Raw genomic sequence first — 21555 nt, forward strand, 5'->3', positions numbered from 1 at the left:
GAGTCCGCTGTCGAATCAGGCGGCGAGGGCCAGGTCGATGCGGTTGACAGTGCCGGTGTCGCTCGCGCGGGTGAGGAGGCGGGCGATGACCTCGGCGACCTGTCGCGGCTGCTCGAGGATCACCGAGTGGCCTGCGCCGTCGATCAGCACCAGGTCCGCGTAGTCGATCGCGGCGGCCATGGTGACCGAGTGTGACGGCGGGGTCATGAGGTCGGCGGAGCCGCACAGGATCATCGTGGGGATCTTCGACAGCTCGGCCAGCACGTCGGTGCGGTCGTAGGTCATGAAGGAGCTCAGGAAGCTCGCCATCGTCACGATCGACGTTCCGTTGTGCATGGCCGCGGCCAGGGTGAGCACGCGCGGGCTGACCTTGCCGTCACCGAATTCGGCGGCGCGCACGACCGGGGCGAAGACCTTGCAGGCCAGCAGCTTCACCTGCTGCATCAGCCGCGGCGCCCGCCGCACGGCCGCTTGGAAACCGGAGATGAACGGGTTGCGCAGCAGCCGCCCGAAGCCCGCGTCGGCGAGACCACTCGCGGCGGTCGCGATCAGGCCGACGCCGACGATCCGGGTACCGATCTCGTGCCGGTTCTGGCCGACATAGGTCAGCACGGTCATCCCGCCCATCGAATGGCCGACCAGCACGACCGGTCCGGTAGGCGCAACGGCGTCGAGCACATCACGCAGATCGTGGCCGAGCTGTTCGAGGTGGTAGGTCTGCCGGGAGGCCATCGCGGAGTCGCCGTGCCCGCGATGGTCGTAACAGACGACCCGGGCACCGGGATACTCACCCACCAGCTCATCGCGGACATCGGTCCACGACTCGCTCCGCAAGCAGTGCCCGTGCACCAGGACCACGGTCAGCTCCGCGTCCCGACGCCCGTACTCCCGAACCGTCAGTTCAACCCCGTCACCGGTCGAGACCGTGGCACGACGCTCCACCGCAGTGGCGATTGTGCTGATGTTCGACATCGAAGCCTCCGGTCCGCTGAAGTTGACAAGGTCAACTCTCCACCGAACCGCCCGTCGCCATCAGGTCCCCGAGTGCTGAGCCCACGCCCCCGAGGGTGACCAGAACCCCACCTTGGTGGGCGGCCGACGATCAGGTTCATCACTTCCCCGTCATCAGGCGTCCGCAAACACAATCAAGGGTCCCGCGCCTGACCACAGACCATATGATCGTGACCATGACCGTGTCCCTTTCGACTGCGGCCCAGGTCGTCGAGGCCCTGCACGACGCCGCCGACCCGGTCGAAGAGGCGAAGATCCGCAACCGCGTCGCCGACGACGAACCCGTGATCGGTGTGCGGATGGGAACGCTGTTCGGCATCGCGAAGTCTGCTGTCGATCTGTCAGGAACGGAGCTCGACGCCCTGTTCGAGCATCAGGCGTACGAGACGCGCCTGACAGCGTTCTGTGTCCTCGACTTCCGTGCCCGCCGCAAGCTCGCAGACGAGGAGCGTGCGACGCTCGCACACCTCTACCTCGATCGGCATGACGCCATCAGCACGTGGGACATGGTCGATCGGGCCGCCCCGCGCGTTCTCGGCTGGCCGATCCTCATCGAAGCCATCGACGGCGGCGTGCTCGACGAACTCGCGGGCGCCGCCGATCCGCTCCGACGCAGATCAGCGATCACGGCACCGCTCTGGTTCATCAAGCAGGGGTCTTCCGCCGACATCGAACACGGCCTCGCGATCGCCTCAGCTCTCGACGGTGACGAACACCCGCGTGTCCGATCCGCGGTCGAGATCTATCGAAAGCACGCGTTTCAGCGGTTGCGGAGCCAAGGCGGTGTCTAGCCAGAGGCCCGCCTTCCGTGCCCCTCCGACCTCAGCGAGGTTGGAGCGAAACGCGACTACACGTTGAATCGGAACTCGACGACGTCGCCGTCGGTCATGACGTAGTCCTTGCCTTCCATACGGACCTTGCCCGCGGCCTTGGCGGCGGACATGGAGCCGGCGTCGACGAGGTCGGCGAAGGCGACGATTTCGGCCTTGATGAAGCCGCGTTCGAAGTCGGTGTGGATGACGCCCGCGGCCTTGGGGGCGGTGTCGCCCTGGTGGATGGTCCAGGCCCGGGCTTCCTTGGGGCCTGCGGTGAGGTAGGTCTGCAGGCCGAGGGTGTGGAAACCGGCGCGGGCCAGGCCGTGCAGGCCGGGCTCGGTCTGGCCGATGGACTCGAGGAGTTCGAGGGCGGACTCGTCGTCGAGTTCGAGGAGTTCGGCTTCGACCTTGGCGTCGAGGAAGACGGCGTCGGCGGGGGCGACGGCGGCCTTCAGTTCGGCGACCTTGGCCTCGTCGGTGAGGACCGACTCGTCGGCGTTGAAGACGTAGAGGAACGGCTTGATGGTGAGCAGCGAGAGTTCGCGCAGCAGTTCGGCGTCGATCTTGTTGCCCGCGGCGAACAGGGTGGTGCCCTGGTTCAGGAAGTCCTGGGCCACGTTGGCGGCGTCGAGCAGGGGCTTGCGGTCCTTCTTGACCCTGGCTTCCTTCTCGAGGCGCGGGATGGCCTTCTCGAGGGTCTGCAGATCGGCGAGAATGAGCTCGGTCTCGATGACCTCGATGTCGGCGGTGGGATCGACGCGACCGTCGACATGGATCACGTCGTCGTCGGCGAACACGCGCACCACCTGGCAGATGGCGTCGGCCTCACGGATGTTGGCCAGGAACTTGTTGCCCAGGCCCGCGCCCTCGGAAGCGCCCTTCACGATGCCGGCGATGTCGACGAACGACACCACGGCGGGCACGATCCGCTCGGAACCGAAGATCTCGGCGAGCACGTTCAGCCGCTGGTCGGGCAGCGGGACCACGCCGACGTTGGGTTCGATGGTCGCGAACGGGTAGTTCGCGGCCAGCACGTCGTTCTTGGTCAGCGCGTTGAACAGCGTCGACTTTCCGACGTTGGGCAGTCCGACAATTCCGAGGGTGAGGCTCACTGTGTTCATTTTGCCGCACCTGCGGCGCGGCGGGTTCGCGGCCCCCTCGGGGCGGGGCCGCGAACGGCCCTCCCCAGGGTCGGACTACGTGGCTCAGGGAACGAGGACGACCTTGCCCCGGTTCTCACGCTGCTCGATGACGGCATGCGCGGCGGCCGCGTCGTCGAGCGCGAACTCCGCGTGCACGACCGGGTGCAGCAGACCCGAGGCGTAGTACTGCCAGACCTCTTGGCGCAGATCCTCATACCGGGCCGCGTCGCGCTGGGCGAGGCGGCCGATGCGGAATCCGGTGAGGGTCTTGCCGCCCGCGAGCAGGTCCTCGGGATCGATGAGGCCCGCGCCGGTGCCGTAGGTGACGGCACGACCGCCCTCGGCCAGTCCGCCGAGAGTCTCGGCCAGTCCGCTGCCGCCGACACCGTCGAGGGCGTAGTCGGCCTGTTTGCCGCAGTGCAGCTGGCCGTAGGTGAACACCTCGTCGGCGCCGAGTTCGCGCACGAAGTCGGCTTTGGCCTCGGCCGAGACCGCGGCGGTGACCCAGCTCGCGCCGCGCACGCGGGCCAGCTGGACGGCGAGATGTCCGACGCCACCCGCCGCGGCGGTGATCAGGGCGGTCTCGCCCTCGCGCGGGGCGGCGGTGTCGAGCGCGCCGAGGGCGACGAGCCCGCTGCGCATCAGCGCGACCGCGTCGACCGCGGACGCGCCGTCGGGGATCGCGGAGGCCTGGTCGACGGCGAGCACGACGTACTCGGCGTAGGCGTCGGCGGTACACAGCCCGACAACGCGATAACCCTCGCTGTACCCGTCGACACCGTCACCGACGGCGACGACCTCACCGGCCACCTCGGCACGCAACTGCTGCGGAACGGGCTGGTTGATCCGCCGGATCGCCGACAGGGTGACCCCGATGGCCTCGACGCGAACCAGCAGCTCACCGGCGCCGGGCGTCGGCACCTCCGCTGCGACGACCTCGAGCACCTCCGGACCACCGCTGCGCTCGTACTGAACCCGCCGCATGACACCTCCTGAAATCGAGCGAAGGCGCAACGGTAACCGGGTGGGTACGCGTTGCCACAGCTCATCGGGCCGCGAGTGCGAAATCTCACCGGCGACGCGACGACGTGGAGAGCACCTTCACGAATGGGTGATTACCCAGGCCAGGCCGGGCGGACGCGTGCGGCACGCCACACCGGACGCGCCGTCGGCCGAGCGGCAACGATCGATGGACCGCACCCGCGACAACGGCGGCCACACACGGCACTCGCGTCGACGACAACGACCGTCGGGTACGGAACGCACTGGTCACCAGCCCCACCGCGGGCGTAGCGTTGCGGTATGGATGCGACCACGGAGGTGGTGACCGCGGCTCCCGCGCCGGCCCTCGCGGCATTCATCGACCGCTACCTCGGGTACCGGATGGTGGGCTACGAGCCAGGCCTGCACCGGGGCCTGCCCTCTCGGCACATGACCTTCATCGTCGCCATCGGCCCGACGGTCGACGTCGTCGAACACACCGATCCACGCCAGTCCCCCGACAGCTTCCGCTGTGTACTGAGCGGACTGCAGGCGACACCGGCATTGATCTCGCACAACGGTTTCCAAGAAGGTGTGGCGATCGAGCTGACCCCGCTGGGCAGCCGTGTCCTGTTCGGCATGCCCGCCAGCGAGCTGTGGGATCTGTCGATCGAATGTTCTGCCGCGCAAGCCACACTGGGCGACCAACTCGCGAACGCGGTGCAGTCCCAATCAGATTGGCCGAGCCGCTTCGCCGCCTGCGATCGGGCGCTGCTCGCGGCGGTCCGCACCGAATCCGTCACCGCACCCGAACTCACCTGGGCCTGGCGCGCTCTCGTCGGCACCGGCGGGACCTGCGAGATCACCCCGCTGGCCGAGCGGATCGGCTGGAGCAGGCAGCACCTGACCCGCAAGTTCACCGCCGAGTTCGGCGCGAGCCCGAAACTGGCGGCCCGGATCATCCGGTTCGAGCGAGCGCGGCGGATGCTGGCCGACGTGCCCTCCTATGTCTCCATCGCCCAGGTCGCGGCCGCCTGCGGCTACTACGACCAAGCCCACCTCAACCGCGACTTCGTCGAGCTCGCCGGGTGCGCGCCGACGACGTGGCTGGCCGAGGAGATTCCATCCGTCCAAGACCCGGCCGCCCCCGAAGCGCGAGGCTGAACACATGACTACTCCCACCAACTCCACCAGCACCGCAGCCACGGTCTGGCCGTGTCTGGCCTTCCACGACGCTCGCGCCATGATCGAATTCCTCACCACCGCTTTCGGGTTCGACGCGACCGCGGTCTACGCCAGAGACAACGACCCGACCGTGGTCGAACACGGCGAACTGCGCTGGCCCGCGGGCGGCGGCATCATGTTCGGCTCCACCGGCCGCGACGACTCCCCCTTCGGCACCCGGCCTCCCGGTGTCGCCTCCCTGTACCTGGTGACCGACGACCCCGACGCCCTGCACGCGCGCGCCATCGCGGCGGGCGCGCGAATCATCCGCGACCTGCGCGACGAGGACTACGGCTCCCGCGGCTTCAGCGTCGCCGACCCCGAGGGCAACCTCTGGAGCTTCGGGACATATTCCGGCGAATGAGCCCTCTGAACAAAATTTCATCTTTGTCCTGAGGGTGCGCGAACCTCTCCGGCGCGGATCTCCCATCGGCTACCTTGTCGATGTTTTCCCGAGGTCCTGCGCGTTGTTCAGGAGAGTTCAGTCAATGGCGACCATCGAATATCTACGGACCGACCCGGATCTCCCTCCGGTCGGTGTCGTCGATCGCACGCCGCTCACCCCGGCCAAGAAGGCAGTGTTCGCGGGGATCGCCGTGCTCGGCGCCGTCGCCTGGACGATCATCGCGTTCGTCCGCGGCGAGTCGGTGAACGCGGTGTGGATCGTCATCGCGGCGGTCTGTACCTACATCATCGCCTACCGCTTCTACGCGCGATACATCGAATGGAAGATCACCAAGCCACGCGATGACGTGGCCACACCCGCCGAGATCTACGACAACGGCAAAGACTTCATGCCGATGGACCGGCGGGTGCTCTACGGGCACCACTTCGCCGCCATCGCGGGGGCCGGGCCGCTGGTGGGTCCGGTGCTCGCCGCGCAGATGGGTTATCTGCCGGGCACCATCTGGATCGTGGTCGGCGTGGTGTTCGCCGGTGCGGTGCAGGACTACCTGGTGCTGTGGGCCTCGACCCGTCGGCGCGGGCGCAGCCTCGGCCAGATGGCTCGCGACGAGCTCGGTACGGTCGGTGGCGCCGCCGCGATCGTGGCGATTCTGGCGATCATGACCATCCTGCTCGCGGTGCTGGCGCTGGTGGTGGTCAACGCCCTCGGCGAAAGCCCGTGGGGCGTGTTCTCCATCGCGATGACCATCCCGATCGCCCTGTTCATGGGCGTGTACCTGCGGTTCCTGCGGCCGGGCCAGGTCGGTGAGGTCTCCGCGATCGGCATCGTGCTGTTGCTGGCCGCGATCATCGGCGGCGGCATGGTGTCGGAGACCGAGTGGGGCGCGGACTGGTTCACCCTCTCGCGCACCACCATCGCGTGGTGCCTGATCGCCTACGGCTTCTTCGCCTCGGTGCTGCCGGTGTGGCTGCTGCTCGCCCCCCGCGATTACCTCTCGACATTCATGAAGGTCGGCACGATCGTGCTGCTGGCGGCGGGCATCCTGATCACGATGCCGGTGCTGCAGGCGCCCGCGGTCTCCGAATTCGCGCACAGTGGCACCGGTCCCGCGTTCGCCGGCAGCCTGTTCCCGTTCTTGTTCATCACCATCGCCTGCGGTGCGCTCTCCGGCTTCCACGCGCTGGTCTCCTCGGGCACGACGCCCAAGCTGCTGGCCAAGGAATCCAATGCCAGGATGATCGGCTATGGCGGCATGCTGATGGAGTCGTTCGTCGCGGTGATGGCGATCATCACCGCCTCGATCATCGATCAGCACCTGTACTTCGGCATGAACGCCGCCGCCGGGCTCACCGGTGGCACGCCGGAAAGCGCCGCCGCGTACACGAATTCGCTCGGCCTGGCCGGCCCGCCCGCGACCCCTGAGCTGTTCGCCGACGCCGCCGCCGATGTCGGCGAGACCTCGATCATCTCGCGCACCGGTGGCGCGCCGACGCTGGCCGTCGGCATCTCGGAGGTGTTCAGCCAGTTCCTCGGCGGTGCCTCGATGAAGGCGTTCTGGTACCACTTCGCGATCATGTTCGAGGCGCTGTTCATCCTCACCACCATCGACGCGGGCACCCGCGTCGCGCGGTTCCTGTTCTCCGACGCGCTCAGCAACCTCGGTGGCGGGTTCACCAAGTTCAAGGATCCGTCGTGGCGGGTGGGCGCGTGGCTGTGCTCGCTGCTGGTCGTCGCGGGCTGGGGTGGCGTGCTGCTGATGGGCGTCAACGATCCGTTCGGCGGCATCAACGCGCTCTATCCGCTGTTCGGCATCGCCAACCAGTTGCTCGCCGCCCTCGCGCTGACAGTGGTGCTGACGATCCTCGTCAAACGCGGGCAGGTGAAGTGGGCCTGGATTCCAGGCATCCCGCTGGCCTGGGACCTCGTCGTCACGATGACCGCCTCCTGGCAGAAGATCTTCTCCGACGATCCCAAGCTCGGCTACTGGACCCAGAACAGCCTGTGCCGGGCCGCCAAGGAGGCCGGGACGAGCTGTCTGACCGCGAAGACGCCCGAGCAGGTCGACATCGCCATCCGCAACACCTTCATCCAGGGCACCCTGTCGATCGTGTTCGCGGTGCTGGTGCTGATCGTGACCGTGGTCGCCGCGCTCGTCTGTGTGCGGGCGATCCGTACGGGCACGGTGTCGAGTACCGAGTCCGAGGAGCGGCCGTCGAAGATCTTCTCCCCCAGTGGTTTCCTCGCTACCGAGGCGGAGAAGGACGTGCAGAAGGAGTGGGACGTGCTGATCGCCGAGGGCAGGGTGAGCGCACCGGGATCGGCGCACGTGTCATGAGTCCGCAGCGGGATGGGGACGGCCGGTTCAGTGGATCGGCCGTCCGCGCCCGGGTGCTGGAGCGGGCCGCGACCTCCGATCGGAGCCGCACCCCCGCTGTGTCCGCGGCGCCACGCGATCCGAGCGCTGCCGCTGGGCGGCGTTGGGGGGGCGCTGCCCAGTCGGGTGTGGGCGGGTGTGCGCGGGGTCGCGCGGTGGTACAGCGCGATCAACGGCGGGCAGGACTACCAGCGATACGTCGATCACCTGCGGCGCAATCACCCTGGCTGTCCCGTGCCGAGCGAGCGTGACTATTGGCGTGAGCGGTATGCCGAGGCCGAACGCAACCCGTCGACTCGCTGCTGCTGATCAAGACCGCGCGCACGCCGCGCATGTGCCGGAAAGTGGACCGTCGGCGGGGGACCTCCGCAACCACGACGCCTGACGGCAGTGGCCGATTTCCGCTAGCGCCGGGTTCGGTGGGCTGCCAGTGTGGAGGACGTGACCATCACGGCTTTGGACTTCGAGCGCTGCTACCGCGCGGTCTCCACCAGGGACTCCCGCTTCGACGGGCAGTTCTTCACCGCGGTGCGCACCACCGGTATCTACTGCCGGCCGTCGTGCCCGGCGATCACGCCCAAGCGGGCGAATGTGTCGTTCCTGCCGACTGCCGCGGCGGCGCAGCAGGCCGGGTATCGGGCCTGCCGACGGTGCCTGCCCGATGCGGCGCCCGGCTCACCGCTGTGGAATGTGCGGGCCGACCTCGCCGCCCGCGCCATGCGACTGATCGGCGACGGGGTGATCGAACGCGGCGGGGTGCCCGCGCTGGCCTCGACGCTCGGGTATTCACAGCGCCAGCTGACCAGGGTGCTCACCACCGAACTCGGCGCGGGCCCGCTCGCACTGGCCAGGGCCCATCGCGCGCACACCGCGCGGCTGCTCATCCAGACCACCGAGATGCCGATGTCGGACATCGCGTTCGCGGCGGGCTTCGCCAGCATTCGCCAGTTCAACGACACCGTCCGCGAGGTATTCGCGGTGAGCCCGTCGACCATGCGCAGCGAATCCCACCGCTCCCCCCGCGCCGATGTCGTCTCCCCCGCCACCTCGGGCCTGCTGACCTTGCGCCTGCCCTACCGCGAACCACTCGACACCGGTTGGCTGGCCTGGTTCCTGTCCGCGCACACCGTGCCCGGCATGGAGACCTGGGCGGACGGCAGCTACACACGCAGTCTGCGCACGCCACACGGACACGCGACGATCCGGTTGTCCTCTCAACCCGGCCATGTCCGGGCCGAGCTGGCGCTGCGGGACATGCGCGATCTGGCGCCGACGGTGGCGCGGGTGCGGCACCTGCTCGACCTGGACGCCGATCCGCACGGGATCGATGAGGCGTTGGGGATCGGACAGGCGTCGGGCGGTACCGGGTTCACGCCCGGGATTCGGGTGCCGGGGTGTCTGGATGGGCCGGAGTTGTTGTTGCGCACCATGATCGGTCAGCAGATTTCGGTGCAGGCGGCGGCGACGCATACCGCGCGGCTGGTGAATGCGCTCGGCGAGCGGATCGAGGGGCCGGTGCCGCGATTGTTTCCGACTCCCGCGGCGGTCGCCGAGCACGGGGCCGATGTGCTCACCGGGCCCGCGCGTCGGGTCGCGGCCATCGTGGCCGCGGCACGGGCGATCGCCGAGGGGGAGCTGGTGTTGCACTCGGGTCGCACCGCCGCTGACCTGCGGCGGGATCTGCTCGCGCTGGACGGGGTCGGGCCGTGGACGGCGGACTACGTCACCATGCGGTCACTCGCCGATCCCGACATTCTGCTCGGCACCGACCTGGTGGTTCGCCAGGGCGCGGCGCACGCGGGGATCGACCTGGCCCGCACCGAACGGTGGGCGCCGTGGCGCTCCTATCTGTCCATGCACCTGTGGAAGACCGCGCTCGAACACCGCGGCGTCTTTCCCGTATCCACTTCCTGAACCTGCTACCGGAAGCGAAACATCATGCCCAACACCACCATCAGCCTCGCCGATACCGCGACCGCCACCACGCCGATCGGCCCGTTCACCGCGGTCGTCGATGTCGACGGTGCCGTGCTCGCCTCGGGCTGGACCGGTGACGTCACCACCTTGACCAGCGTCATCCACCCGACCCTGCGTCCTGGCGAACTGCGGCAACGGGATTCGCTCGGCGCGGTGACGACGGCGATCATCGACTACCACGCGGGTGATCTGACCGCGATCGACGGGATACCCGTGCGGCAGCACTCCGGCGAGTTCCTTCTGCACGCGTGGGACGTCCTGCGCAAAGTGCCCGCGGGCGAGCCCATCACCTACACCGAGTTCGCCGGCCTGGCCGGACGCCCCGCCGCCACCCGCGCGGCGGCGAGTGCGTGTGCCCGCAATGCGGCAGCGCTGTTCGTGCCGTGCCATCGGGTGTTGCGGATCGGGGGCGCGCTGGGCGGGTTCCGCTGGGGGTTGGACGCCAAGCGCTGGTTGCTCGACCACGAGGGCTGACCGGCGACGGCCTGCGCGTGGGAGGCCGGACACAGCTCACCGCCCGCTCGACAGCAGGCCGAAGATCAGTCCAGTATTGGAGAAGTGGCTCTACCGCTGCGGTCCAGCTGACCGGATGCTGATACCCATGCTCACTCGTCGCCTCCTCGCGCTGTACATCGGTCTCTGGTTGTACGGGATGTCGATGGCGGTGATGATCCGGGCCGGGCTCGGGCTCGATCCGTGGGACGTCTTCCATCAGGGCGTCGCGGCACACCTGCCCTTGAGTTTCGGCATGGTGACCGCGCTGACCGGGCTCGTTGTCCTGCTCGCGTGGATCCCGCTGCGGCAGCGGCCGGGGCTCGGGACGATCAGCAACGTGGTGGTGATCGCGGTGGCGGTCGATGCCGGACTGTGGTTGATCCCGGCCGCGGAGCAGCTGTGGATACAGGTGCTCGCCATGGTGGTGGCGGTGGTCGTCAACGCGGCCGCGACCGTGCTCTACATCGGTGCGGGGATGGGTCCAGGACCCCGGGATGGACTGATGACTGGACTGGTCGCGCGGACCGGGTGGCCCGTCTGGTCGGTCCGCACCGGGATCGAGGCCTCGGTGCTGGCCACCGGGTGGGCCCTCGGCGGCACCGTCGGCATCGGCACCTTGGTCTACGCCTTCGGCATCGGCCCACTCATCCAGCTGATGATCCCGTACATCGACGGGTGGTTGCCCGGCTTCACGCCGGCACCACACCCGGAACCGGTAGCGGCCTAGCTACCGATCGACCGCATGGTGGACCTGGGCCTTCTGCCGGACGGGATGCCCGCAGGGCCTTCTAGGCGACCGTGGCCTGGAGCCGGGAGCCGGTGCGGCCGCGGAGCACGTGCAGGCGGCTGGGGATGCGCTGGCGCATCTCGTCGACGTGGCTGACCACGCCGACGACACGGCCGCCCGCGCGGAGTTCGTCGAGTACGCCCATCACGGCGTCGAGGGTGTCGGCGTCGAGACTGCCGAAGCCCTCATCGATGAACAGGGTGTCCAGCACGACGCCGCCGGATTCCGCGGCGACCACATCGGCCAAGCCGAGCGCCAAAGCCAGGGAGGCCATGAAGGTTTCGCCACCCGAGAGAGTCTTCGCGGAGCGAATGGCGCCGGTGTAGTCGTCGCGGACATCGAGCCCGAGCCCACCGCGGCGACCGCGCGGACCGGCCTTGTCCGAGTGGACGAACTCATAACGGCCACCCGACATCCGACGCAGCCGCAGCGAACCCGCCACCGCGACCTCCTCGAGCCGCGCGGCCAGCACATACGATCGCAGCGACATCCGGCGATTGTTCTCGCCGCGGCCCGCGACCACTTCGGCCAGCCCGGCCAGTTCGTCGAAGGCCCGCTGCTCGGGCGCTATCCGCTCGACCTCACCCCACAGCTGGGCGCCCAACCGCTCCAGCTGAGCGACGCGCTCCGCCGCCGCCGACTGGGCGGCCACCGCCGCGGTCAACGCACGCTGCGCCCGTGCGAATCGCTGTTCCAGTTCGTCCAGATCCCCGGGCACCAACTCGGCCGCCGCCCGGATCTGCGGCTCGGCGAGCACGGTCTCCGCATGCGCGCGCGCCCGATCGGCGGCGGTGAGTTCGGCGTCGATCGCGGCCTGCTGCTGCACGCTGCGCGCGACGGCAGTGACAACTTTGGCATAGGCCGTGAGGACAGCGATGTCGTCGCGAGGCGCGGCGGGCTCGACCTCTTCCGCTGAGACCTCGTCGCTGGACTCTTCCTCGAAAAGGTCGAACAGACTGGGCATCTCGGGCGCGGCCGGGATCGCCCGTGACCGATCGACCCGTCGACCGGCAGCGGACTGCGCGGATTCGGTGGGCGCGCTGCCCGCGTCGGTCCCGGACCCAACGGCCACACCGGGTGCGGGATCCATGGCGGCCCCGGACGCGACGTCCAACCCCGTGCCGAACCGCGACGAGTTCTCGTCGACGGGCAAGCCGTTGGCCTGCCCAGGCAGGTCGGACACGGACTCGGCGGCAGCCGCATCGGGGTGGGAGTACCTGGTGGCGTCTGATGCGGGCTCGGCATCGATGCCCACACCGGAGCGTGGTTCCGTTTCCGACGAGTCCGAGGTGTCGCCGGGGGTGAGAGCATGCACGGCGGTGGACGCCGGGCCTGTCGCCGCCGAGGCGGGAACCTCGACGCCTTCGGCGACGAAACCGGCTGTGCGGGCGAGGGTTTCCACGCGGGTGGCGATGCGGCGGACGGCGTCGCGGGCGGTGGATTCCTCGGTGCGGGCGGTGCGCAGGGTGGTGGCGGCGGTGATGAGGGATTCGAGGCGGGCGGTGCGGGCCTCGACGGTGTCGTCGGCCCCGGCGGCGGTGCGCAGGCGGAGGGTGAGTTCGTCGAGGCGGGCGCGGGTGGCGGCGATGTTCGCGGTGACGGTGCCCCGGCGGGAATCCAGGTCGCGGGACTGCTCGTAGAGCTGGGATTCCTCGGCGCGCAGGGTGTCGAGATGGGTGGTGAGCGCGGCGGCGCGGTCGGCGGTGTCGGCGGCGTCGTCGAAGCGGTGCGTGGCGGTGCGGACGGCGTCGGCGAGGGTGACGGGGTCGGCGTCGCCACCGCGGGCGGTCAGCGACTCGATCTCACGGTCGATGGCGGCGATGCGCTCGCCGATCCGGTCGCGGGCGGACTCGGCGGCCTGCTCGGCGACGGTGGCGGCGTCCTCGGCGTCCTTGGACACCGCGTCGTCGGTGGGTTGCGCGGGGTCGGGGTGCTCGGCGGAACCGCAGACCGTGCACGGCGCGCCCGCTTCCAGCGCACCCGCGAGTTCGGCCGCCATCCCGGCCAAGCGGCGGGTGCGCAGATCGAGCACACGCTCCCTGGCATCGAGGTGCGTCCTGCGCGCGGCATCGAATTCGCCCCGCGCCCGGTCCAACGCCGTTCGCTGCCTCGACAATTCGACCGCTGCTGCCGCCGAGTCCTGCCACTTCGCCAGTTCGCTGCGCAGCCCGGGCAGCGCGGCAGCGGCATCGGTGGCCTCGCGCAGCTGTTCCTGGGCACCGGCGATCACGGTCGGCAACTCGGTCCGCCGCTGACCCAACTCGGTGGCTCGCCGGGCCAGCTGCGCCGCCACGGCCTCGTGTGCAGCCAGGTCCGCGCTCAACTGCTCAGCGGTCGCCGCATCAGCACGCACCTCACCGAGCACCCCGAGCAGCGCATTCCACTGACTGATCGCGGCATCGAGATCAGCCGGATGACCGAGTCGTCCGTCGGCCTCATGACGGGATGGGCGATCTGGCTCCTCGTCATCGGTCACGACGGTCAGCAGGTCGACACCGGCGATGTCGGCGGCGGCCGGGGCACTCAGTTGGGTGGCAAGTTGGCTTGCGGCACTGCGGGTGCACGACTCGGCGCGGCGGAGGGCGCGGGCCGCGGATCGGGCTTCGTCGATGGCTTGGACGACGGGTTCGGCGCGGCGGGCCTGTTCGAGTTCGTGTGTCAGCTCGGCGCGGCGGGGAGCCGAGGCGGTGTGGGCGGCGAGGTCGGCTCGGGCGGCGGCCATGCGGGTGTGCAGGTCGGCGATGCGGCGCTGTTCCTCGGCCTCGGTGCGGGCTTCGGCCGACTCCTTTTGGCGCAGGTCGGCATCGATGTTCGCCTCGGCGAGCTCGGTGCGGGCCTGTGCCAGGAGTTCCTGTGACCAGGCGAGGGCGTCATTGGCCTCGACCGATTCCGCGCCGCTGAATCCCGCGGCCATCCCGACCTTGGTGATCAGGCGGTCGATGCCCTGCCGGTGGGTATCGAGTGCGGTGCCGGCGGCACGGCGGCGATCGGCCAGCCACTGTTCGGCGGTGCCGAAACGCTGGGTGTCGAAGAGCTTTTCGAGCAGCTTCTCGCGTTCCTCGTTCTCGGCGCGCAGGAAACGGGCGAAATCGCCCTGCGGCAGCAGCACCACCTGGAAGAACTGATCGGCGCTCATGCCGAGCAGGCGCAACACCTCGTCGCCGATATCGGTGATCCTGGACAGGTTCTCGCCGCTGCCGTCGAGCCAGGTGAGGTTCGCTTTGGGTTGGAGCGTGCGGGTGCCCGACCCGTCTCGCTTGGGCCGCTCGAACTCGGGCACGCGAGTCAACCGCAGCTTGCGACCGCCGAGCGTGGCCTCCAAGCTCACTTGGGGCGGCGTCTGCGGGTCGGCGTGGTCGGAGTGCAGGCGCTTGCTCTCCCCGCGCGCGCCGGGCACCTTGCCGTAGAGGGCGAACGCGATGGCGTCGAGCACCGTCGTCTTGCCCGCACCGGTGTGCCCGTGCAGCAGGAACAGCCCGTCGGAGCCGAGCGCGTCGAAGTCGACGACGGTGGTCTCGGCGAACGGACCGAACGCGGTCATCTCCAGCCGATGCAGCCTCATGCGGCGGCGCCAGCGGACCCGGCGTCGGGATTCATGCCGTCAGCTCGGCGGCCTCGGGCGCCGCTTCCGGGGTCGCCGGTCGATCGGGTTCGCTGACCGCGGCCGCCAGTGCTCGCTCCATCCATGCCATCTCCCCCTCGCTCGGCGTACCACGCACATCACTCAGAAAACTCGCCGCCACCTCGGCATCACGGCGGCCGTGCACTCGTTCCCGATAGCGCAGTTCCGGATTGCCCTCCGGGCGAGCCCATTCCACGTGCACCGCGTGCTGGAACCGATCGCGCAGCTTACGCATCGGGTCGACCGGGCGGGTGCTGTCGGTCAGCGTGGCCGACACGTAATGCCCTTCGGCGGCGTCGAATTCGGCACCGGTGAGCAGCTCGTCGAGCGTGCCGGTGAGCCTGCTCAAGCCGCGGACCAGCGGTAGGTCGCGACGCTCGACAGCGGCGAGACCGGTGGCGTCGAGGTCGACGATCCAGACCGCCTTGCGGTGCGAGCTCTCGCCGAAGGAGTACGGCAGCGGAGAACCGCTGTAGCGCACCGACTCCGCGAGCGTCTGCGGCGAATGCAGGTGCCCCAGCGCCACATAGTCGACACCGTCGAAAGCCGACATGGGCACCGTCTCCACCCCGCCGACCGAGATGGACCGCTCGGACCCGGTGGCCTCGCCCCCGACGACGAAGGCATGCGCGAGCACCACCGAACGCCCGCCGGGCCGGGCGCCGCGATCGGCATTGATACGGACCATCGCCGCGTCGAGGATCTCCGCGTGCGAGCGGGCCTGCGGCACACCGAGTTCGGCACGGGTGATCTCCGGCTCCAGGTAGGGGATGCCGTAGAAGGCGACCTCACCGTCGGCATCGGCCAGCAGTACCGGCCGGTCCACGTCGGCGACCCGGGTGCACAGGTGCAGTCCGCCCGCGGCGGCGAAGCTGGCTCCCGCGCCGAGCCGAGCCGGCGAATCGTGATTGCCGGAGGTGGCGATGATCGTGGCACCGGCGGCCCGGATCGCCTCGAAACCACGATTGCAGACCGCGATGGCATCGGCGCTGGGAATGGAGCGGTCGTAGACGTCGCCCGGCACCACCACCACGTCGACCGATTCGGCGGCGACGAGTTCGGCGATGGCCGCGAGCGCCCGCGCCTGATCCGCCAGCAGGTCGACACCGTGAAAGGTGCGCCCGATGTGCCAATCGGAGGTGTGCAGGATCCGCATGCCGCGAACCGTAGGGCACCGCACCGACAGAATTCAATCGACGCACTACATCGGTGTAATTCTCCGGCGCGCCGCGTCCGGGCGGGGCCCGGAGGCGGTATCGGAGTGTGACCACAGGGGGCCTCGGTCGCGGCGCCATCGAACACAGCGGCGACATGCCCGGGCACCACGCCCGGTTGCCGGAGGATTGCGAGTTTGTCGGTGCCCTCGGGCACCATCACCGCTATGACCGCTTCGATGCTCGTCGCGCTCGTCTTGGTTTTCGGTGCCGGGTTCGGTCTCGGCTGGTTGAGCCATGCCGCCCGCGGCGGGCAACGCACCGCCGCGGCCGAGGCCAGACTGGCCGCGGCCGAGGACAATCAACGGTTGCTGCAGCAGTCGTTGCACGCGGCGAACGAGGATGCGGCGCGTCGGCATTCGGCCGCGATCGGCGCGATGGTCGATCCGCTGCGCGACGCGGTCGGCGCGTTGGAACAACAGATCCGGCAGGTCGAGCATCACCGCATCGATGCCTACTCGGGGCTGCGCGAACAGGTCGCCGGGATGCAGCGCACCTCACACCGGCTCTCCGATCAGACCGGGCAGCTGGTCGCCGCCTTGCGGGCGCCGCAGGTGCGCGGCCGGTGGGGGGAGATCCAGCTGGAGCGGGTCGTCGAGCTGGCCGGGATGACCCGGCACTGCGATTTCGACACCCAGGTGAACCGGGCGGGCGGTGACGACCGCGGTGCGGTGCGGCCCGACATGGTGGTGCGACTCGCCGGTGGCAGGCACATCGTGGTCGACGCGAAGGTGCCGTTCTCGGCCTATCTCGACGCGGCGACCACCGACGACCCGGCCCATCGCAGTCAGCTGCTGGCCCGCCACGCCAAGCAGTTGCGCGCCCACGTCGACCAACTGTCGGACAAGGCGTACTGGGCGGCCTTCGATCCGGCGCCGGAATTCGTGGTGCTGTTCGTACCGGGCGATCCGTTCCTCGATGCCGCCTTGACCACCGACGCGGGGCTGCTCGAGTACGCGTTCGGCCGGAACGTGATCCTCGCAACGCCGACGACATTGATCGCGCTGCTGCGCACGGTCGCGTTCAGCTGGCGCCAGGAAGCGCTGTCCCGCGACATGGCAACGGTGCAGCAATTGGGCAAGGAGCTCTACACCAGGGTGGGCAAGGTGGCCGAGCACCTGGACAACCTGGGCGTGAATCTCGGTAAGGCCGTAGCGGCTTTCAACGCCACGGTCGGCTCGGTGGAGTCCCGGGTGATGGTCACCGCGCGCCGGATGCACGATCTCGGCATCGCCGATCAGGAGCTCCCGGCAATCCGGCTGACCGACACCAGACCGCGCGTCGTAGCCTTCGCCGAGGCCGAGGATCGCCGCTGAGTTCCTCGTGCCGCGACGCCTGACGGGCAGTTGTGCGGTTAGTGTCATAGTGTGGCTGCTTCCCAACGTGCGCGACCCCGGGTGCCCGCGCCGCAACGCTCGATCGTGCCTTCGGTCCCCGGCATCCCCGCTCTGGCGGCGGTTCTGCTCGCCGTCGGCGCGACGATGCTCGGGTTCCTGATCGACGGGCTCGGTGGCGAGACCTATCCGACCGGCACGTTTTCGGCACTGTACGTGCTCGGCTGCGTGCTCGCCGTGTGCGCGGTGCGGATGCGCGGTCTGTTCTCCACCATGGTGCTGCCGCCGCTGCTGCTGTTCGTCGCCGTGCCGGTGGCCTGCCATATGCTCGGCGGGCGTGCGACCACGTCCATCAAAGACGTGCTGATGAACCTGATCATCCCGCTGGTGGAACGCTTCCCCACGATGATGCTGGCGACCGCGCTGGTGCTGGCGATCGGCGGCGCCAGGATCGCGATCGCCAAGCGCGCCCCCGCCACCGCCAAGCCCCCCACCGCCGAGCGCAGGACCGAACGCCGCACCGAGCGCAAGCCGACCAGCCGTCGCCGACCGGCGCCCGCGGGCGATCTCGCCGATGCAGGCCGCAAGCGACCCCGCCGCGCCACCGCCGTCCTCGACGATCCCGATACCGCCGTCGACATGGCCAGCCCGGCCCGCCGCCCCGCCCGGCCCCAAGAGCCCAAGCGTGCGCCCGCCGAACCCAAGCGCGCGCCCGCCGCACGGACCAGGGACCCCCGCGCCCGCGGCGGCGCTGCTCGTGAGGCCGAACCAGCCCGCACACCACGCCGTCGCGGTGACGCGCCGCCGCATCCGCAGCCCAACGTGCGTTATCGCGACCGGGATACCGGCCGCACCGAACGGCGCCGACCCGACAACATCTGAGCCACCGAAAAAATCCCCGCCGCGAGCTGCGACGGGGCTTCTTCGTCTGTCGATCGGTTCGTGCCAGGCGTCAGCGCGGTGCGGCGGCGTCCCGGCGCGCGGCACGCAGCTCACGAGGCAACGAGAACACCAGTGTCTCGTTGGCCGTCGTCACCGGCTGCACCTCGCCGAATCCGTGCTCGGCCAGCAGCTCGAGCACACCGGTCACCAGGATCTCCGGCACCGACGCACCGGAGGTGATGCCGATGGTCTCGACACCGTCGAGCCAGGCCAGATCGACCTCGCGGGCGTAGTCGACCAGGTATGCCGCCCGCGCACCGGCGCCGAGCGCCACCTCGACCAAGCGCACCGAGTTCGACGAGTTGCGCGAACCGACCACGATCACCAGATCGCATTCGGGCGCCATCGCCTTGACCGCGGTCTGGCGGTTGGAGGTGGCGTAGCAGATGTCGTCGCTGGGCGGATCCTGCAGCGTCGGGAAGCGCTCGCGCAGCCGCTCGACCGTCTGCATGGTCTCGTCGACCGACAGCGTGGTCTGCGACAGCCAGATCACCTTGGCCGGATCGCGCACCGAGACCTTGTCCACCGCGTCGGGCCCGTCGACGAGCTGCACGTGCTCGGGCGCCTCACCGGCGGTGCCCTCGACTTCCTCGTGGCCCTCGTGGCCGATCAGCAGGATGTCGTAGTCGTCACGGGCGAAGCGCTTGGCCTCCTGGTGCACCTTGGTGACCAGCGGACAGGTGGCGTCGATGGTGCGCAGATTGCGTTCGGCGGCGGTCTCGTGCACGGTCGGGGCGACACCGTGCGCGGAGAACACGACGAGCGCGCCCTCTGGCACCTCGTCGGTCTCGTCGACGAAGATCACGCCGCGCTCGCGCAGCGTCTCCACGACGTGGCGGTTGTGCACAATCTCTTTGCGCACGTAGATGGGCGCACCGTGCTTCTCCAGCGCCTTCTCCACGGTCTCGACGGCGCGATCGACGCCTGCGCAGTAGCCGCGCGGCTCGGCCAGCAGCACGCGCTTGCCACCGGCAGCAGTCGCGCCGGCCGAGCGCGCGATACCGACGTTCAAGGGAATTGCCGAGGTCATGTTCCACAGCTTACGTGCGCGCGGCGGCCCGCATCCGGTGGGATCGAGGGGCGAAAGTCACATCCGGGCATGCTGGTCCTTTGCATCACACGCGGTTTACGGCAGGCTGGAGGCATGTTTCGACCTCCGTTCGTGGCCCGGGTCGCCGCCGGTGCTGCCGTATACGCCTTAGAAGAGACGCGGCGGTTACCTGTCGCGGCTGTCAATCTCCCGATCACCGCGCTCAGTCGCGTGCTGCAGACGACCATGCATCTGCAGCAGTTCGTCACCAGTCTCGCGCTCAAGGGCGACGTGGTGTTCGAGCGGCTCGGCTCGGCGCCGCCGGAACAGCCCGAGTGGGCCACCTTCGACGAGGATGTCGAGGACGCGCCCACCGCGACCAACGGCCACACCAGTCGCTTCGATCTGTTCGCCGAACCGGCACCGACCGAGTCGGCCAACGGCCAGGCCGTGCCCGCGTCGCTGCTGGTGCTCGAGACCGAGTCCGAGGTCATCGAACCGGTGCCGGTCGAGGAACCCGCTGTCGAGGAACCGGCGGAAGTCGAGGCGCCCGAAGTCGCGATCCGCTACGACTACCCGACGATGACGCTGGCCCAGCTGCGCGCCCGACTGCGCATGTTGACCGTCGAGGAGCTCGGCCAGCTGCTGGACTTCGAGCAGCAGACCCGCGCCCGCGCGCCCTTCGTCACCATGCTGACCAACCGCATCGCCACCGTCCAGGCGCAGTGATCTTGGCGGCTGGCGCCGCGGGGATTGCGGCCAGGGGGCCTCAATTCTTCCCTCCTCCGTTCAGTCGCTTCGCTCCTTCTCTCCGTCAGTCCAGTATCGAGGCGGCCGCAATCCGCGCCTACGGCGCCGGATGCGGCCGCTTTTTGGTTGTGTCGGTACCTCCGCGTATACCTGAGGCATGACTCAGGACGGCGCCGCGCCCGCGCAGGCAGGCGCACCGACGAATTCTGCGGAGCAGCCGTATCCGGTGCGTTCGGTGGCCGTGAAGGTCGCCCAGTGGATCGAACGCCTCGGCAGCATCTGGGTCGAGGGCCAGGTCACCCAGATCAATCTGCGCCCCGGTACCCGCACGGCGTTCCTGGTGCTGCGCGACACCTCGGCCGACATGTCGCTGTCGCTGACCTGCGATCCCGATCTGTTGCGCCGGCTGCCGGTCCCGTTGACCGAGGGCAGCCGGGTGGTCGTCTACGGCAAACTGCAGTTCTTCACCGGCCGGGGCACGATCTCGTTGCGGGTCACCGAGATCCGCGCGGTCGGGGTCGGTGAGCTGCTGGCGCGGATCGAGCGGTTGAAGCAGCTGCTCACGGCGGAGGGGCTGTTCGACGCGCGGCTCAAGCGACCGTTGCCGTTTCTGCCCGCGACGATCGGGTTGATCACCGGGCGCGCGAGCGCGGCTGAACGCGATGTCCTCAGCGTGGCCCAGAATCGTTGGCCCGCTGTCCGTTTCGTCATCCGAAACACCGCGGTGCAGGGGCCGACGGCAGTGCCGCAGATGCTGACCGCGCTGGCCGAGCTCGACCGGGACGACGAGGTGGAGGTGATCGTGCTCGCCCGCGGCGGCGGCAGCACCGAGGATCTGCTGCCGTTCTCCGATGAGGCACTGTGCCGGGCCGTCGCGGCGGCGCGGACGCCGGTGGTCAGCGCGATCGGGCACGAACCGGACAACCCGCTGCTCGATCTGGTCGCCGACTTGCGCGCGGCCACCCCGACCGATGCCGCCAAGCGCGTCGTGCCCGATGCGGCCGCCGAGCTGGCCGGGGTCCGCGAGATGCGCGCGCGCTCGGCGGCGGCATTGCGTGGCTGGGTCGAGCGCGAGTCGCACACCCTGACGCAGTTGCGTTCCCGGCCGGTCCTGGCCGACCCGCTGCGCGAACTCACTCATCGCCACGACGAGGTGGAGCGGTTGCGCGCGACGGCGCAGCGCGATGTCGAGCGCTTCCTGCGCACCGAGTCGACGGCCACCCAGCACCTGCGCGAGAAACTCACCGCCGTGGGTCCGGCCGCCACGCTGGCCCGTGGTTACGCTGTCGTGCAGCGTGTCGCCGGGCCGCAGCGCCATGTCGTCCGGTCGATCGAGGACGCGCCCGCGGGCAGCCAGTTGCGGATCAGGGTCGCCGACGGCGCGATCTCCGCGGCGGCACTGGGCACCCAGCGCCTGACGCCGAAGACCACCGACGAGAAGAGGAAGTGAC

At 69.5% G+C, this 21555-nt stretch carries 18 protein-coding genes; 12 read left to right on the forward strand and 6 right to left on the reverse strand.

Annotated elements, in window-relative coordinates; genetic code table 11:
• Positions 1 to 15: 15 nt before the first annotated feature.
• Entirely contained in the window at positions 16 to 972 is a 957-nt protein-coding gene (locus tag BOX37_RS26055) for an alpha/beta fold hydrolase (RefSeq protein ID WP_071929935.1), read from the reverse strand.
• Positions 973 to 1187: 215 nt separating this feature from the next.
• Here BOX37_RS26055 and BOX37_RS26060 point away from each other — a divergent pair, with 215 nt between their 5' ends.
• Entirely contained in the window at positions 1188 to 1802 is a 615-nt protein-coding gene (locus tag BOX37_RS26060; protein ID WP_167659985.1) for a DNA alkylation repair protein, read from the forward strand.
• Between the two features lie 56 nt (positions 1803 to 1858).
• Here the strand turns inward: BOX37_RS26060 and ychF are convergent, their stop codons facing one another.
• A complete protein-coding gene (gene ychF, locus BOX37_RS26065; protein ID WP_071931891.1) occupies positions 1859 to 2938 on the reverse strand; it encodes a redox-regulated ATPase YchF in 1080 nt (359 codons plus the stop codon).
• A 93-nt stretch (positions 2939 to 3031) separates the two neighbouring features.
• Positions 3032 to 3952, reverse strand: a complete 921-nt coding sequence (locus BOX37_RS26070; protein ID WP_071929937.1) for a quinone oxidoreductase family protein — start codon at positions 3950 to 3952, stop codon at positions 3032 to 3034.
• A gap of 318 nt (positions 3953 to 4270) precedes the next feature.
• Here BOX37_RS26070 and BOX37_RS26075 point away from each other — a divergent pair, with 318 nt between their 5' ends.
• From BOX37_RS26075 to yczE, 7 genes are all read left to right on the forward strand, one after another.
• The gene (locus tag BOX37_RS26075) at positions 4271 to 5113 is read left to right on the forward strand and encodes a helix-turn-helix domain-containing protein (RefSeq protein WP_071929938.1); all 843 of its coding nucleotides are present in this window, start codon (positions 4271 to 4273) and stop codon (positions 5111 to 5113) included.
• Between the two features lie 4 nt (positions 5114 to 5117).
• A complete protein-coding gene (locus BOX37_RS26080; protein WP_071929939.1) occupies positions 5118 to 5537 on the forward strand; it encodes a VOC family protein in 420 nt (139 codons plus the stop codon).
• A gap of 124 nt (positions 5538 to 5661) precedes the next feature.
• Positions 5662 to 7914 carry a carbon starvation CstA family protein gene (locus BOX37_RS26085; RefSeq protein WP_071929940.1) on the forward strand — a complete coding sequence of 751 codons (2253 nt, stop codon included), beginning with the start codon at positions 5662 to 5664 and terminating at the stop codon, positions 7912 to 7914.
• 177 nt (positions 7915 to 8091) lie between these two features.
• Positions 8092 to 8262, forward strand: a complete 171-nt coding sequence (locus tag BOX37_RS35540) for a YbdD/YjiX family protein (protein ID WP_240505050.1) — start codon at positions 8092 to 8094, stop codon at positions 8260 to 8262.
• A 123-nt stretch (positions 8263 to 8385) separates the two neighbouring features.
• The gene (locus BOX37_RS26095; RefSeq protein WP_071929942.1) at positions 8386 to 9867 is read left to right on the forward strand and encodes an AlkA N-terminal domain-containing protein; all 1482 of its coding nucleotides are present in this window, start codon (positions 8386 to 8388) and stop codon (positions 9865 to 9867) included.
• Positions 9868 to 9891: 24 nt separating this feature from the next.
• A complete protein-coding gene (locus tag BOX37_RS26100; RefSeq protein WP_071929943.1) occupies positions 9892 to 10404 on the forward strand; it encodes a methylated-DNA--[protein]-cysteine S-methyltransferase in 513 nt (170 codons plus the stop codon).
• Between the two features lie 127 nt (positions 10405 to 10531).
• On the forward strand, positions 10532 to 11152 hold the full coding sequence (gene yczE / locus BOX37_RS33485; RefSeq protein WP_084760114.1) for a membrane protein YczE: 621 nt from the start codon (positions 10532 to 10534) through the stop codon (positions 11150 to 11152).
• A 61-nt stretch (positions 11153 to 11213) separates the two neighbouring features.
• On the opposite strand, the gene BOX37_RS35880 is transcribed toward yczE, so the two are convergent.
• Entirely contained in the window at positions 11214 to 14774 is a 3561-nt protein-coding gene (locus BOX37_RS35880) for an AAA family ATPase (protein ID WP_071929944.1), read from the reverse strand.
• Between the two features lie 31 nt (positions 14775 to 14805).
• Positions 14806 to 15990 carry an exonuclease SbcCD subunit D gene (locus tag BOX37_RS26115; protein WP_071929945.1) on the reverse strand — a complete coding sequence of 395 codons (1185 nt, stop codon included), beginning with the start codon at positions 15988 to 15990 and terminating at the stop codon, positions 14806 to 14808.
• A 225-nt stretch (positions 15991 to 16215) separates the two neighbouring features.
• On the opposite strand from BOX37_RS26115, the gene BOX37_RS26120 reads away from it, so the two are divergent.
• Together BOX37_RS26120 and BOX37_RS26125 are read left to right on the forward strand one after the other, a co-directional pair.
• Positions 16216 to 17364 carry a DNA recombination protein RmuC gene (locus BOX37_RS26120; RefSeq protein ID WP_071929946.1) on the forward strand — a complete coding sequence of 383 codons (1149 nt, stop codon included), beginning with the start codon at positions 16216 to 16218 and terminating at the stop codon, positions 17362 to 17364.
• A 51-nt stretch (positions 17365 to 17415) separates the two neighbouring features.
• Positions 17416 to 18264: a DUF6542 domain-containing protein gene (locus BOX37_RS26125; protein ID WP_206045717.1), complete on the forward strand. Its 849-nt coding sequence runs from the start codon at positions 17416 to 17418 to the stop codon at positions 18262 to 18264.
• Between the two features lie 70 nt (positions 18265 to 18334).
• Here BOX37_RS26125 and BOX37_RS26130 read toward each other — a convergent pair whose 3' ends face one another.
• Positions 18335 to 19354, reverse strand: a complete 1020-nt coding sequence (locus tag BOX37_RS26130; RefSeq protein WP_071929948.1) for a 4-hydroxy-3-methylbut-2-enyl diphosphate reductase — start codon at positions 19352 to 19354, stop codon at positions 18335 to 18337.
• A gap of 114 nt (positions 19355 to 19468) precedes the next feature.
• Between BOX37_RS26130 and BOX37_RS26135 the strand changes: the two genes are divergently transcribed.
• Positions 19469 to 20083: a lipid droplet-associated protein gene (locus BOX37_RS26135; RefSeq protein ID WP_071929949.1), complete on the forward strand. Its 615-nt coding sequence runs from the start codon at positions 19469 to 19471 to the stop codon at positions 20081 to 20083.
• Between the two features lie 178 nt (positions 20084 to 20261).
• Positions 20262 to 21554: an exodeoxyribonuclease VII large subunit gene (xseA, locus tag BOX37_RS26140; protein ID WP_071929950.1), complete on the forward strand. Its 1293-nt coding sequence runs from the start codon at positions 20262 to 20264 to the stop codon at positions 21552 to 21554.
• Position 21555 lies beyond the last annotated feature (1 nt).

This window comes from Nocardia mangyaensis (genome assembly GCF_001886715.1).
In the GTDB taxonomy this organism is placed as follows: domain Bacteria; phylum Actinomycetota; class Actinomycetes; order Mycobacteriales; family Mycobacteriaceae; genus Nocardia; species Nocardia mangyaensis.